Here is a 14,118-nt window from a genome sequence, read left to right on the forward strand (position 1 = left end):
TTTCACGGGAGCGGGCCTGTCCGGCGGAAGCACGCCCGCGGTGAACCCCGGAACACGCGCGAAAGGATTCCGGCATCCGGAAAAGCTCTGCCATGACGTCTCTGCATGACGTTGGGTGAGAAAGGCCGCGTTAACGCCGCTTCGTTTGGGGCGTCAGGACCAAGGCGTTCGGAGGAGGAGTTCAACTCGTGAAACAGTCCGGTTGAGATGTCCGAAAATCGGACGTTCTGGGAACTTGACTTTTGTTATGATCCTCCGGCCAGCCAGGCAAACAATCGGCGATCCCCGATTTACGAGATCGCCGAACAAGGCGTCGCAAAACAAAGATGCCACCCTGCGTTCGGCATATCGGTTGCCATTCGTTCGGGAGGAGCATATGGCGCAGGTTGTTACGAAGCGCGATTGGGAGGAGTTCATGGCGTTCGGTCGTGTGTCTCCCAACATTCGCCAGGAAGTACTACAGAGTTGGCGGCGGTCCGCGGACCGGCAGATCGGGAAGCTCAAACAGGCGCCGCTCTTGACGGAAGAGGGGCTGCTGACGCAGAGAGCGCTCGCAAGGCGGCTGCGCAACGGTGCGCGAACGGCGCTGTCCCGGGCAGGGAAGCTGCTCGGCGGAACCGACAACATTCTGCTTTTGTGTGACCGGACCGGTGTGGTTCTCGACGCCGTGGGTGACGAGGCAACGCTCGCCCGCGGCCAGGAAAACCATCTTCATCTGGGGGGGCATTGGACCGAGGACGTGATCGGAACCAATGCGATCGGAACGGCGATCCAACTCGGCCGGCCCGTTGAAGTGCATGAAGCAGAGCATTTCTGCGAGGAGATCCAGCGCTGGAACTGCGCCGCTACGCCGATCGCCGATCCTGCAACGGGACAGCTCCTCGGGGTGGTCGACATCTCTTGGCCGAGCGGCATCGCGCAAGCCAACGCGACCGCTCTGTCGGCCGCCCTTGCCATGCAGGTCGAGACCGAACTGACCCGTCTTCTGGACCGAGAACGCGAAACCCTCATGGAACGCCTGCACGTTCGCCGTTTGAGGCGCGGAAACGAGCCGATGCTTATCGTGGACAGAAGCGGCGCGGATGTTTTTGCGACTGAGGACTTTGCACGTTTTTGCGACGACGACCGGGCCTTGAGCGAACTTCGCGGAAGAATCCCCGATTTGATCGATCAGACTCCCGACACGATCGCCGAAGCACTCTCCGACTGCCTTCCCGGGACAGATATGGAAGTCGTCGCCGAACAGGACGACGCGATCGGCGTTGTCATCTTTTTGCGGAGCACGCGCTTGCGTGGCGTGGAGCCGGGAGCGCAACTGGCGAAGATCGGCGCGGTGGGGTCCGCCAGTTCGATCCTGAGCATTCAGGCACAGCGGCTTGCGCAGACCAATATTCCCTTGCTGATCGAAGGCGAGACCGGCACGGGCAAGACCTACCTCGCGCAAGCCGTCCACAGGGCCAGTCCGCAGGCAGACGGCCCGTTCGAGATGATTGACTGCTCTCGCCTGTCGGCAATCCGGCTCAGGGAGGATGTCGCGCAACGGAAGATAGGGGCGTCCAACGGAGTGCTATGCCTCAACGACCCGGGAGCAGCGTCTCCCGACGTTCAGAAACTGCTCTTGAACCTCGTCGAGGACGTTTCCTGCGAGGGAATGCGGGTGATCGCGCTTTCCACACGCTCGCTCTATGACGAAATGAAGTGCGGTGGCTTTCGGGGTGACCTTTTTTACCGCATTGCCGGCGCCCGCCTCGAAATTCGCCCCTTGCGCGATCGTCAGGACGAGATCGAGCCTCTTTTGCGTCAGTTGATGTTGCGCCATGCGACACAAACGAAGGGTCGCGAACTGAAGTTCACATCCGGTGCGATGGCGGCTTTGCGGTCTTACGACTGGCCTGGCAATCTGCTCGAAATGGCCAACCTGATTGCCGCGCTCGACGCTCTTTCGCCTACCGGACTGATCGACGAGCGGACCCTTCCGCCGGAGTTCAGGAAAGCCTCCGGGCCGGATCGAGGGGAAACGCTCCGCGACAGAGAGCGGGTCGAGATCATTGGCGCCATAGAGGCGGAAGGCGGAAACCTCTCCAAGGCTGCCCAACGGCTCGGTATTGCCCGTTCGACGCTTTATCTGAAACTGGACAGTTACGGAATTCCGCGCACGCGCCACTCCTGAATGTGCGTCCGCAACATGTCCGTCAGCCTGAACGATAAACGGACAACTCCCCCCTGAAATCCGGATTTACTTTTCGTTTCAGCCACTCCCAGTTCCGGGAGTGGCGGCGAAAACGGGAGGAGCTTTTCGTGCAATTGGACAAGGAAAACAGCCGCTCGGTGCAGGTGCTGGGCATCGACGCCGGCGGAACCATGACCGACACATTCTTCGTCGACGCCGATGGGGAATTCGTGGTCGGCAAGGCGCAGTCGACGCCGGTGAACGAAGCGCTCGGATTGATCGAATCGAGCCGTGAGGGCCTGGAACACTGGGGCCTGAAGCTGGAGGACGCGCTGTCGTCGATCCAGACCGGGGTCTATTCGGGCACGGCGATGCTGAACCGGGTGGTTCAGCGCAAGGGGCTCAGGACCGGGCTCATCGTCAATGCGGGAATGGAGGATTTCCATCGAATGGGCCGCGCGATCCAGGCCTATCTGGGTTTTGCCTATGAGGACCGGATCCATCTCAACACCCATTACTACGACGATCCGCTGGTTCCACGTCAGCTGACCCGCGGCGTGATGGAACGGGTCGACATGTTCGGCGATGTGGTTATCCCGCTGCGCGAAGAGACCGCGCGTGTGGCGGCGCGGGAGTTGATCGGGAAGAACGTCGAAGGGATCGTGATCTCTCTCCTGCACAGTTACAAGAATCCCGGGCACGAACGCCGGGTCCGCGACATCGTGATCGAGGAAATCGAAAAGGCGGGCAAGAAGATCCCGGTTTTCGCCTCGACCGACTATTACCCGGTGCGCAAGGAAACCCATCGTACCAACACGACCGTGCTTGAGGCCTTCGCCGCCGAACCGTCGCGCCAGACACTGAAAAAGATCTCGACAGCCTTCAAGGAAAATGGCTCCAAGTTCGATTTCCGGGTAATGGCGACCCACGGAGGAACCATCTCGTGGAAGGCCAAGGAACTGGCGCGCACCATCGTGTCCGGCCCCATCGGCGGTGTGATCGGAGCAAAGTATCTCGGCGAGGTTCTGGGCTACAAGAACATCGCCTGTTCCGATATCGGTGGAACTTCCTTCGACGTCGCCCTTATCACCCAGGGCGAACTGACCATTCAGAACGATCCGGACATGGCACGCCTGGTGCTGTCCCTGCCACTGGTCGGGCTGGATTCGGTCGGCGCGGGTGCAGGGTCCTTCATTCGGCTCGATCCCTATACCAAGGCCATCAAGCTCGGCCCGGACTCTGCGGGTTACCGCGTGGGGGTTTGCTGGGCAGAGAGTGGCATCGAAACGGTGACCATTTCGGATTGTCACGTCATCCTGGGCTATCTGAATCCGGATAACTTTCTGGGCGGCCAGGTGAAGCTCGACCGGCAACGCGCCTATGACGCGATGAAGGAGCAGATCGCCGATCCGCTGGGCCTCACGGTCGAGGAAGCCGCGGCCGGGGTGATCGAATTGCTCGATAGCGATCTGCGCGATTATTTGCGCTCGATGATCTCCTCCAAGGGATACAGCCCGTCCTCCTTCACCTGCTTCAGTTATGGCGGCGCAGGTCCGGTCCACACCTATGGCTACACCGAAGGGCTCGGCTTCGAGGATGTCATCGTGCCGGCCTGGGCGGCAGGTTTCAGTGCCTTCGGCTGTGCCGCGGCGGATTTCGAGTATCGCTACGACAAGTCTCTTGACGTCAACATTTCCGAGGATGCGTCGGACGACGCCAAGGAAATCGAGGCGAACATCCTCAACGCGGCCTGGCACGAACTTGCAGAGCGCGTGCTGGAGGAATTCGAGCTGAACGGTTACGCGCGCGATCAGGTCGTGCTGCAACCGGGCTACCGGATGCAGTATCGCGGCCAGCTTAACGATCTGGAGATCGAGAGCCCGATCAAGGTGGCGAAGACCGCCGGGGACTGGGACCAGCTCGTTGAGGCCTTCAACCAGACCTACGGACGTGTCTATGCGGCTGCCGCGCGTTCGCCGGAACTGGGCTATTCGGTCACCGGCGCGATCATGCGTGGCACCGTGCCGATCCCGAAACCGAAAATCCCCAAGGAAGAGGAAGGCAGCCCGACCCCGCCCGAGACGGCGAAACTCGGCACCCGGAAATTCTACCGAAAGGGAAAATGGGTCGATGCCCAGCTCTATCAGATGGAAAGCCTTCTTCCCGGCAACCGGGTCGCAGGCCCAGCCATCATCGAGTCCGATGCCACGACCTTCGTCGTGCCGGGCGGGTTCGAAACCTGGCTTGACGGCCACCGGCTGTTCCATCTGAGGGAAATTTAACGGACAAGGGAGGAGAAACATCATGAATGTTCATGCGGAAATCAAAGGAATCGTCCGTGGCGGCCAGACGCTCAAACAGCACCGCGACGAGGTCCTCGATAAGACAAGACTGACCGGCCACTATGCGGGTCTGACAAGGAGGAGCCTGCACGAGGAAAGCCCGATCCTCTATAACAAGTTGTTCTCGCGCCTCAGGGCCGGTGTCGTGGACGCAAGGGAAACCGCCAAGAAGATCGCGGCTTCGCCCATCGTCGAGCAGGAGGGCGAACTCTGCTTCACCCTCTACAACGCGGCCGGCGACTCCATCCTGACCTCGACGGGGATCATCATCCACGTGGGCACCATGGGGGCGGCGATCAAATACATGATCGAGAATGACTGGGAGGGAAATCCCGGCATCAAGGACAAGGATATCTTCTGCAACAACGACTCGCTGATCGGAAACGTGCACCCGTGCGACATTCACACGATCGTGCCGATCTTCCACGAAGGCGAGCTGATCGGCTGGGTCGGGGGCGTGACCCACGTGATCGACACCGGCGCGGTCGGGCCGGGTTCGATGACCACCGGTCAGGTCCAGCGCTTCGGCGACGGCTATTCCGTCACATGCCGCAAGGTGGGAGAAAACGACGAGCTTTTCCGCGACTGGCTGCATGAGTCCCAGCGATCTGTCCGGACAACCCGCTACTGGATGCTCGACGAGCGTACAAGGGTGGCCGGTTGCCACATGATCCGCAAGCTGGTCGAGGAGGTGATCGCGGAAGAAGGCATCGACGCCTACTGGAAATTCGCCTACGAAGCCGTCGAGCACGGCCGGATCGGGCTGCAGAACCGCATCAAGGCGATGACCATTCCGGGTAAATACCGCCAGGTCGGCTTCGTCGATGTCCCCTACAGCCACGAGGATGTCCGCGTGCCGTCCGATTTCGCCAAGGTCGACACGATCATGCACACGCCGTCGGAGATGACCATTCGTCCGGACGGGACATGGCGGCTGGACTTCGAGGGATCTTCCAGGTGGGGGTGGCACACCTACAATGCCCATGCCGTCAGCTTCACTTCGGGCATCTGGGTGATGATGACCCAGACCCTGATCCCGACAGAAATGATCAACGACGGCGCGGCCTACGGCACGGAATTCCGCCTGCCAAAAGGCACGTGGATGAACCCTGACGACCGGCGCGTGGCCTTTGCCTACAGCTGGCACTTCCTCGTCAGTTCGTGGACGGCGTTGTGGCGCGGACTGTCGCGGTCCTATTTCGGGCGCGGCTATCTGGAAGAGGTCAACGCAGGCAACGCCAATACCTCGAATTGGCTGCAGGGCGGCGGCTTCAACCAGTATGACGAGATCCATGCGGTCAACTCATTCGAATGCGCAGCCAACGGCGTCGGGGCAAGCGCCATCGCCGACGGCATCAGCCATGCGGCCGCGATCTGGAACCCGGAAGGCGACATGGGCGACATGGAGATCTGGGAACTGGCGGAACCGCTGGTCTATCTCGGCCGCCAGATCAAGGCATCGTCGGGCGGCGCGGGCAAATTCCGCGGCGGCTGCGGCTTTGAATCCCTGCGCATGGTCTGGAATGCCAAGGATTGGACCATGTTTTTCATGGGCAATGGCCATATCAGCTCCGACTGGGGGCTGATGGGTGGCTATCCGGCGGCATCGGGCTATCGTTTCGCGGCCCATGATACGGGGCTTGAGGAGGCCATCAGGAATGGTGGACCGATCCCGCATGGCGGCGACACCGATCCGCAGAACCCGACCTTCGACGCCATGGTCAACCCCGAAGGGATCAAGCGCGACAAGCAGGCCATCACGACGGAGGAGATGTTCAAGGACCACGATCTCTACCTCAACTACATGCGTGGCGGACCGGGGTTCGGCGATCCTCTGGACCGGGAACCGGGAGCCGTGGCGGAGGACGTCAACGGCGGTTATCTGCTCGAGCGTTTCGCCACCTCTGTCTACGGTGTCGTCCTCAACAAGCAGGCAGACGGTTGCTTTACGGCCGACCTGGACGGGACCGCGCAGCGTCGCGCCGGGATCCGCAAGGAGCGACTTGCGAAGTCTCAGCCGACCAGGGACTGGATGGCCAGGGAACGCGAGCGCATTCTCGCAAAGGACGCCGGCCTGCAGGTACAGCAGATGTACGCTTCCAGCTTCAAGCTGGGGCCGAAATGGGCCGAAGGTTTCCGCGAGTTCTGGGATCTCCCCGACGACTGGCAGCTCAACGAGGCGGATCTGCCGATCCCCTCTTATGGCCGCGAGTATTCGATGGATCTCTCCGAACTGCCTGACGTCAAGACCGTCAAGTTCGTCGAGGAATGAGTCAAATTGGGCACCGCGATCGATGCCGGTTGGCGGTGCCTGCCAGTCTATCAGGAGACAAAAATGGCCTACACGAAAGCCAAGATCAAAGACCTTGTCGACGGCAAGATCGACCGCGACACCCTTCACACGATGCTGTTCACGCCCAAGGACCCGGACCGCTTCGTGAAGTATCTCGAAATTCTGCAGGAGGAGGTCCCCTGGGACGACCGGATCATTCTTCCCCTGGGGCCGAAGCTCTATATCGTCCAGCGGCAGACCGACAAGAAATGGGTGGTCAAATCCCATGCCGGTCACGAATTCTGCGAATGGACGGAAAACTGGAAGCTGCACGCCCGGATCCGGGTGCGGGAAACCGCCGAGGAAATGGAGGAGCTGTACCCCCGCCTGATGGCCCCATCGACCGACTGGCAGGTGATCCGCGAGTATTTCTGCCCGCTGTCGGGCGATCTTCTGGATGTCGAGGCGCCGACGCCCTGGTATCCGGTGATCCACGATTTCGAACCGGATATCGACGCGTTCTACACCGAATGGCTCGGTATGGATGTTCCTGAAAGGGCCTGAGAATTTCCGGCGGAAAGAACGCGGTTTTCTTCAGTACTCGAACACCGGACAGCCCCGCTTGCGCGGGGCTGTCTTTCTTCAATTGGACGAAACCCTTACTTCATGCCGAGCTGGACGCGCAGGGTCTCGGCGAGGTCCTTCACCGTCGAGGCCGGCTCGGCGCCGTCCTTGATCTCGACCAGGGCGGCTGCGATCTGGTCGGTGACGGCGACGCCTTCAGGACCCGGATAGGCGAACCACGGACCGGCATGATTGGCGACCTGGGTATGGGCGACGAGCGCGTTCGGGTTTCCTTCGTAGAACGCGCCGAGATAGGCCTTGTCCTCGATCACCTTGGCGTTGGCCGGGGCGTAACCGGTGTTCTCCACGATGATCTTCTGGCCTTCCGGGCTGGTTACGAAGGAGATGTACTCCCAGGCGGCCTTCTTCTTGGCTTCGTCGTCGCTCAGGAGAACGATGGCGGAGCCGCCGGTCGGGAAGTAGACCTTTTCCATGTCTTCAGCGACGATCGGGGTCGGCTTGACGGTGACCTTGAAAGTCTCGCCGGCGCCTTCCTCGAAACGTTTCTGCAACGAGGAACTTTCGAACATGATGCCGAGCGTGCCGGCCGGGAATGCCTGACGGGCTTCATTGGAGCCATAGGGCTTCATGCCGGCTTCCTTGGCGAACCGCTGGTAGAGGCCTGCTGCCGCGATGCCGGCTTCACTGTCGAAGGTGATGTCGCTCTCGTCCTCGGTCATCGGACGGCCGCCGTGAGCGCCCAGAAGCGACTGGAAACGCCAGTCGTGAGGATCGACCCAGACACCGTCGATCGTGTCGCCGAGCGCGTCGATCTCGGCGGCAAGGGCGATGACGCCGTCATAATCGGACGGGAAGTCCTCCATGGACCCGCCGGCCTTCTCGACGAGGTCCGGATTGACATACATGACCATGGTCGACGCGGAGGTGCCGAGTGCGTGCTGCTTGCCTTCGAAGGAACCCAGCGAAAGCAGTGCCGGCGTGAAGCCCATCTCGGCGGCCTTGTCGCCGATGAAGGCGTCGAGCGGTTGCGTCAGGCCCCGGTCTTCCAGAATGCGCCAGCGGTTCAGGCCGACATAGGCGACATCCGGTGCGGTTCCGGCAACGGCCTCGCGCAGAAGGCGCTGGACGCCGTCGGCATAGGTCTCTGCCGGGCCGTCGAGGGTGACCTTGACGTCCGGGTGCTTTTCCATGAAAGCGGCGGCCAGCTTGTCCTGGGTGTCCGCCCAGATGGTCGGAATGGCGTAGTGGACGCGGATTTCGGTCTGCTCCGCCTGGGCCGCGGTCGCGGCGAAGGCAAAGGCGGCTGCGTAAAACAACGATTTCATTTCTCTGAAACCTCCAAGATCAACCCGCTTTCACGTGGCGACACGTGAAAGCGGATTAGTTGATCGTTCTTAAAGTTTGAGAGTTCCCGGCGCTCAAACGAGCGTCGGGAACTCGGGTTGGATCGGATCTCAGGCACGGTTGTCTCCGCGCTCGTTCGAATGCGTTATGGCGGTCATCCCTTGAGCCCTCCGGTGGCGAGCCCCTGGGTGAATTTGCGCTGGGCGAGAAGAAAGGCGATCACCAGCGGCGCGGTGATCAGTGCGGCGGCGGCCATAAGCGGGCCGACATCGTCGCCGGACTCCTCGTCCCGGAAATAGAGGATCCCGCGCGGCGGCGTCGCGAGATTTGGGTCGGTGGTTGCGATCAGCGGCCAGAACAGATCGTTCCAGTGAGCCGTGATCGAGAAGATCGCGAAGGCGGTGGCGGCGGGTAGTGCCAGCGGAAAGGCGATCCGCCAGACGATTTCCGTCTCGCTCAAACCGTCCACCCGGGCGGCGTCGAACAGTTCCGACGGCACCTGCGCCAGGAACTGCCGGAACAGGAAAATCCCGAAGGCGGTCGGCACGAAGGGCAGGATCAAAGCCCAATAGGTGTTCAGAATGCCGGCCTGCGCGAAGCCGAGGAAAATCGGGATGGCGGTGACGTGAAAAGGGACGAGCAGGGCGGCGAGCGTCAGAGCGAAGATCACCGTGCGGCCCTTGAAACGGCGCTGGGCGAGGGCGTAGGCGCAGGGCACGGCGAACAGGATCTGGAACACCAGAATGCCGAGCACGACGACCGCGCCGTTGAAGAGGTAACGCGGCACGTCCGTCTCCGTCAGTGCCTTGACGAAGTTGGCCCACTCGATCCGGGAGGGGAGAAGCTGAACCGTGGCGCTGAAGATCTCGTCCTGCGGCTTGAAAGCGAGCGAGATCATCCAGAGGAACGGCAACAGGACAGCCAGCGCTCCAAGGACGAGCAGCCCAAGCGACAGGCATCTGCCGAGGAGTGTTCCGAGCCTCATCGGTAATGCACCCTTCGTTCCACGATCCGGAACTGGATCAGGGTGAGGGCGAGCAGTACCGCGAAGAACACCATGGTGATGGCGCTGGCATAGCCGGCCTTGAAATAGACGAAGCCCTCGCGGTAAAGCGCGTAGACCAGGGTGTCGGAGGCAAAGGCCGGGCCCCCCTTGGTCAGGGTCGCCACCGTTTCGAACACCCGGAAGGCGTTGGTTGCCGTGATCACCAGAACGAACAGCGTGGTCGGTCCGAGCATCGGCCAGGTGACGGTCCAGAAACGCGACCAGTTTCCTCCCGCGCCGTCGACTTCGGCCGCGTCATAAAGGTCGGCGGGGATCGCGGCGAGGCCGGCGAGAAACAGCACCATGTTGTAGCCGACGGTCTGCCAGATACCGATCGCCGCCAGCGTGTAGAGCACGATGCCCCGGTCGCTCAGCCAGTTTTGCGGTTGGCCTCCAAGGGCAACCAGCGTCTGGTTGACGACGCCAAGGGTCGGATGCAGCATCATTTGCCAGGCGACCGACATGGCGACCAGCGTTGCGGCCACGGGCAGAAAGTAGACCGCGCGCAGCACGTTCGAAAGCGCTGGCGCCCAGTCCGCCAGGCGGTGAAGACCGGCTGCCACCACGAGGCCGAGACCGACGGAGGCGGGAATGACGATGGCGACGTAAAGCAGCGTGTTGCTCAGGGCCCGCCGGCCAAGGGTGGAGCCGAACAGCTTTTCGTAGTTCTCGAGGCCGATCCAGCCGAAACTCCTTGCGCCGAACTGATAGTCGGTGAACGAAAGCACGGCGACGATGACCACCGGCAGGAAGATAAAGGTCAGCAACGCGAGCGTGGCCGGGCCCACCAGCCAGGCATCGGTCAGGCCTTCTCGAACGGAACGGGGAAACCGCGTCATCGCACATGCTCCCGTTCGAGCCGCTTTCCGGATGCCGGGTCGAAGAAGTGGAGCCGGTCTGCGGCCACACCAAGACGGATTTCGCTTCCCGGTGCGGGAACGGAGTAGTCACCCGGCGCGATCGCCACGATCTCCTTGCCTTGATCCGTGCGCAGGCCCAGGATGGTTTCGGAACCGAGAAACTCGGCGGTTTCGAGACGGGCTCCCAACGCGCCGTCATTGGCGGGACTGAGATGTTCCGGGCGAATGCCGATGACGGCATCGCCGGTGTTTCCTTCAAAGAAGGACGGTCCGTCTTCCGGAGCGATCAAGTTGATCGCGTTCGTTCCGACAAACGCGGCAACGTCCCTGCTCGCCGGGCGGTCGTAGAGATCGCGTGGCGTGCCGGCCTGCGCCACCTTGCCGGCGATCATGACAATGATCTGGTCGGCCATCGCCATGGCCTCGGCCTGATCGTGGGTGACATAGACGAAGGCACGGCCCGTGCGCTTGTGCAGGGAGATGAGCTCGCCGCGCATCTTCACGCGCAGCCGGGCGTCCAGGTTGGACAAGGGCTCGTCGAGCAGAAACATGACCGGATCGCGCACCAGCGCCCGGCCCAGGGCAACGCGCTGTTTCTGGCCCCCTGACAGGCTGTTCGGTTTCCGATGCAGGAGGTCCGAAAGGCCAAGGCTTTCGGCCGTCACGGCGACCTTCCGCCGGATGAGGTCCCGCGCGTCGGTCGTTCCCGGAGCCAGACGTCCGGCGAAGGGAAGACGGCCGAAGGCGCCGAGGTGCCGCATGGTGAGCGGCAGGGCGATATTCTGGAAAACCGTCAGATGCGGATAAAGCGCGTAGGACTGGAACACCATGGCCACATTGCGCTCATGGGCTGTCCGATCGGCGACATCCGTTCCATTGAGGAGAACCTTGCCCTTTGTGGGTCTGTCCAGACCCGCCATGATCCGGAGCGTGGTGGACTTGCCGCAGCCCGAAGCGCCGAGGAGGGCGGTGAAACTGCCTTCGCGAACCGCGACATCGATCGCGTCGAGCACCGTCTGGGTGCCGAAACGCCGCGTGACTTCCCGCAGTTCCAATACGGTTTCGGAATTCATGAAGCAGAGACCGGTTGATGTAAGTATTCTTACATTTATCGCCCGCTGATGTAATTATTGTGACGGTTCGATACGGGCGAGCAGATGGCCGGCCATTTTTTCAATGGCGTCGTCGATGCTGTCGGCCGGTTCCAGTCCGTCGACATGGGGCGCGTCCAGCAAACCGATCACGGGTTTGGAGAAGTGCAGGCCATAGGCGATTTCCGAAAGGGTGCCGTAGGAGCCGCCGACCGCGATGAGTACCTCGCAGGACTTGGCGATGATCATGTTGCGGGCCTCGCTCAGTCCCGTCGCGATCGGAAGCGCAATAAAGGGATTTGCCAGACGCCAGTCGTGATCCGGAACCAGGCCGACGGTCAGGCCGCCGGATTCGTGGCAACCCTTGGCCGCGGCTTGCATCACGCCGGTCTTTCCACCACAGATCATGGTCAGACCCAAACGACCGAGCCTCTCCCCGACCGCCTCGGCGGCGTAAAGTTGGTCCTGCGTCGCCTCACGTGGACCGATGACGCCGACGGGAAGCCGCCGGGCGCCTCCGGCGGCCTGGATCTTTTCAAGCGCGGTGAGCGGGGGAACGGGGGGTGCGCTGACCGGAGGGCGGCCTGGTTCCCAGGTCCACGTCCACGGGTTGAGCCGTCCGCCTGTACTGTAGAGGCTGCCGTTCTGGAAAAAATACTCTGACTGGCCCATTTGCGTCTTTCGCGAATTTGTGTAAGATAATTTACATTCTTGGCACCGAAATCTGACAGTATCATGAACAATCTGGCCCCGACATCGACCTTCACCGACCGGCAGGCCCGGATCATCGCGCTGACCGAGCAGCAGGGTTTCGTAACCATTGAGCGGCTGGCGGAAGAATTCGGCGTTTCGGCGCAGACGGTGCGTCGGGACATCATCGCGCTGGCTGAAGCCGGACGCCTGCAGCGTTTCCACGGTGGCGCCGGGGCGATTGGCGACACCGAAACCCTTCGGCTGGACCACAGCCAGAAGGAGAGGTTGGGGGTCGAGGGCAAACTCGCCGTCGCGCGGGAGGCCGGCGCGCTCATCCCCGATGGAGCGAGCCTTTATCTCGATGTCGGCACGACGATTGAATACACCGCGAGGCAGCTCAACGCGCGCAGCGGTCTCAAGGTCTTCACCAACAGCCTCCGCACGGCGCTGTCCTTCGACCCCAAACGCCACGACGTGACCGTGCTTGGCGGCCGGGTGGCCGGCAAGGACGGGTCCCTTGTGGGGGAGGAGATCGTGGCGATGCTGAACGGTCTCCGGCTCGATTATGCCCTGATCGCCTGTTCGGCAATCGATGAACGCGGCCGCGTGATGGATTTCGACATGTCGAAAATCGCCGTCAAGAAGGCCGCCATGGCGGCAGCGCGCGAAAGCATGCTTCTGGCGACACCTTCCAAATTCGGCCGGACCGCACTGTCCACGCTGGCCATGACGGACGACTTTGCGCGGATTTTGACCGGCGCCGGAGATTAGAGAAACGGCGGCAAGGAGGTAGGCAGGCGTCCTTTATCACGCCGCCTGGGCCTTGGGTTTCCTGTCGCCGAAGGCCACGATCAGGGTTGCGCACACGATGAAGCATGCAGAGACGTAAAAGCTCGCTTCCGGAACGATGCCGAAAAAGAGGAAGTCGGACAGCACGGCGAAGGCGAGCGACAGATACTCGAACGTCGCCAGTTTCGAGGCCTCGCTGTACTGGTAGCTGAGCGTCATCATGATATGCGCCGCGCCGCCGGCAAACCCGGATCCGATCAGAAGGGCGAGTTGCGAGGAGGTCGGGGTGGCCCAGCCGAAAGGCGCCGTGGCGAGGCCGGCAACGGCGCAGGTCAGGGCGAAGTAAAAGGCGATGGCTCCGGCGTTTTCTGTCTGTGCCAGGCTCCGGATCTGGATTTTCGCACCGGCGGTGAAGACGGCCATGGTAAAGCCCAGGGCGACGCCGATCAGATAGGACCGGTCCGCTTCGAAGCCGGTCAGGTCAGGCAGGACCAGCACCAGCATTCCGGCGAACCCGAAGACCACGCCCAGCCAGCGCGCGCCGGAGACCTGTTCTCCCAGGATCAGTCGTGCCAGCAGTACCGTCAGGATCGGGGCGATGTAACCGATAATCGTGGCGTGGGCGATCGGCAGGTATCTGAGCGAGGCAAAGCTTGCGAACATGGCAACGCAGCCGAACAGGCAGCGGGCGACATGCGCGCCGGGTCTTTTTGTGCGCAGACCCGCCGGAAACTCCCGGGTGACGGTCAGGAACAGAACCAGCGGTATGAGCGCGAAGGCACTGCGGAAGAACACGGTCTGACCAACCGGCATTTCCTCCGCAAGCCATTTGATCATCAAGATCATGACGGTGAAGAAGAAGGTCGCGCCGATGCGCAGCGATATGCCCGTGAAGTCGGATGTCATGGGGTCTTTCCAAAGAGGGAC

General features: G+C 61.9%; 11 protein-coding genes. 5 read left to right on the plus strand and 6 right to left on the minus strand.

All coding sequences use genetic code 11. The annotated features are described in order from the left end of the window. Positions 1 to 376 precede the first annotated feature (376 nt). The 4 genes from JF539_RS06795 (at position 377) to JF539_RS06810 (ending at position 7,348) form a co-directional block, all read left to right on the plus strand. The gene (locus JF539_RS06795; protein WP_207139562.1) at positions 377 to 2,170 is read left to right on the plus strand and encodes a sigma-54-dependent Fis family transcriptional regulator; all 1,794 of its coding nucleotides are present in this window, start codon (positions 377 to 379) and stop codon (positions 2,168 to 2,170) included. A 128-nt stretch (positions 2,171 to 2,298) separates the two neighbouring features. Beyond that, complete coding sequence (locus tag JF539_RS06800; RefSeq protein ID WP_328809208.1) at positions 2,299 to 4,452, plus strand: hydantoinase/oxoprolinase family protein; 2,154 nt, start codon at positions 2,299 to 2,301, stop codon at positions 4,450 to 4,452. A 22-nt stretch (positions 4,453 to 4,474) separates the two neighbouring features. After that, complete coding sequence (locus JF539_RS06805; protein ID WP_207139563.1) at positions 4,475 to 6,784, plus strand: hydantoinase B/oxoprolinase family protein; 2,310 nt, start codon at positions 4,475 to 4,477, stop codon at positions 6,782 to 6,784. 63 nt (positions 6,785 to 6,847) lie between these two features. Continuing rightward, a complete protein-coding gene (locus JF539_RS06810) occupies positions 6,848 to 7,348 on the plus strand; it encodes an acetone carboxylase subunit gamma (protein WP_207139564.1) in 501 nt (166 codons plus the stop codon). Between the two features lie 95 nt (positions 7,349 to 7,443). Here the strand turns inward: JF539_RS06810 and JF539_RS06815 are convergent, their stop codons facing one another. The 5 genes from JF539_RS06815 to JF539_RS06835 all read right to left on the minus strand — a co-directional run bounded on the left by JF539_RS06815 (position 7,444) and on the right by JF539_RS06835 (position 12,381). Next, positions 7,444 to 8,694, minus strand: coding sequence for an extracellular solute-binding protein (locus JF539_RS06815; RefSeq protein ID WP_207139565.1), 1,251 nt, complete (start codon positions 8,692 to 8,694; stop codon positions 7,444 to 7,446). 173 nt (positions 8,695 to 8,867) lie between these two features. Continuing rightward, complete coding sequence (locus tag JF539_RS06820) at positions 8,868 to 9,698, minus strand: carbohydrate ABC transporter permease (protein ID WP_207139566.1); 831 nt, start codon at positions 9,696 to 9,698, stop codon at positions 8,868 to 8,870. After that, positions 9,695 to 10,597 (minus strand): carbohydrate ABC transporter permease, encoded by a 903-nt coding sequence (locus JF539_RS06825; protein WP_207139567.1) that lies wholly within the window; start codon positions 10,595 to 10,597, stop codon positions 9,695 to 9,697. Before JF539_RS06825 ends, JF539_RS06820 begins: the two co-directional genes overlap by 4 nt. Continuing rightward, positions 10,594 to 11,691, minus strand: a complete 1,098-nt coding sequence (locus tag JF539_RS06830; RefSeq protein WP_207139568.1) for an ABC transporter ATP-binding protein — start codon at positions 11,689 to 11,691, stop codon at positions 10,594 to 10,596. The genes JF539_RS06825 and JF539_RS06830 overlap by 4 nt, the downstream gene beginning before the upstream one ends. 54 nt (positions 11,692 to 11,745) lie before the next feature. Then, positions 11,746 to 12,381 carry a TIGR00725 family protein gene (locus tag JF539_RS06835; protein WP_207139569.1) on the minus strand — a complete coding sequence of 212 codons (636 nt, stop codon included), beginning with the start codon at positions 12,379 to 12,381 and terminating at the stop codon, positions 11,746 to 11,748. 63 nt (positions 12,382 to 12,444) lie between these two features. Between JF539_RS06835 and JF539_RS06840 the strand changes: the two genes are divergently transcribed. Then, positions 12,445 to 13,173, plus strand: a complete 729-nt coding sequence (locus tag JF539_RS06840) for a DeoR/GlpR family DNA-binding transcription regulator (protein WP_207139570.1) — start codon at positions 12,445 to 12,447, stop codon at positions 13,171 to 13,173. Between the two features lie 36 nt (positions 13,174 to 13,209). Here the strand turns inward: JF539_RS06840 and JF539_RS06845 are convergent, their stop codons facing one another. Continuing rightward, positions 13,210 to 14,097 (minus strand): DMT family transporter, encoded by an 888-nt coding sequence (locus tag JF539_RS06845; RefSeq protein WP_207139571.1) that lies wholly within the window; start codon positions 14,095 to 14,097, stop codon positions 13,210 to 13,212. Positions 14,098 to 14,118 lie beyond the last annotated feature (21 nt).

Origin of the sequence: Roseibium aggregatum, from assembly GCF_017309185.1 — a bacterium.
Classification (GTDB): domain Bacteria; phylum Pseudomonadota; class Alphaproteobacteria; order Rhizobiales; family Stappiaceae; genus Roseibium; species Roseibium aggregatum_B.

What these genes read in the sequence shown, in the direction of transcription:
- JF539_RS06795 (WP_207139562.1), top strand. Translation starts at nt 377, where the DNA reads ATGGCGCAGGTTGTTACGAAGCGCGATTGGGAGGAGTTCATGGCGTTC.
- JF539_RS06810 (WP_207139564.1), top strand. Translation starts at nt 6,848, where the DNA reads ATGGCCTACACGAAAGCCAAGATCAAAGACCTTGTCGACGGCAAGATC.
- JF539_RS06835 (WP_207139569.1), bottom strand. Translation starts at nt 12,381, where the DNA reads ATGGGCCAGTCAGAGTATTTTTTCCAGAACGGCAGCCTCTACAGTACA.
- JF539_RS06820 (WP_207139566.1), bottom strand. Translation starts at nt 9,698, where the DNA reads ATGAGGCTCGGAACACTCCTCGGCAGATGCCTGTCGCTTGGGCTGCTC.
- JF539_RS06805 (WP_207139563.1), top strand. Translation starts at nt 4,475, where the DNA reads ATGAATGTTCATGCGGAAATCAAAGGAATCGTCCGTGGCGGCCAGACG.
- JF539_RS06825 (WP_207139567.1), bottom strand. Translation starts at nt 10,597, where the DNA reads ATGACGCGGTTTCCCCGTTCCGTTCGAGAAGGCCTGACCGATGCCTGG.
- JF539_RS06815 (WP_207139565.1), bottom strand. Translation starts at nt 8,694, where the DNA reads ATGAAATCGTTGTTTTACGCAGCCGCCTTTGCCTTCGCCGCGACCGCG.
- JF539_RS06840 (WP_207139570.1), top strand. Translation starts at nt 12,445, where the DNA reads ATGAACAATCTGGCCCCGACATCGACCTTCACCGACCGGCAGGCCCGG.
- JF539_RS06830 (WP_207139568.1), bottom strand. Translation starts at nt 11,691, where the DNA reads ATGAATTCCGAAACCGTATTGGAACTGCGGGAAGTCACGCGGCGTTTC.
- JF539_RS06845 (WP_207139571.1), bottom strand. Translation starts at nt 14,097, where the DNA reads ATGACATCCGACTTCACGGGCATATCGCTGCGCATCGGCGCGACCTTC.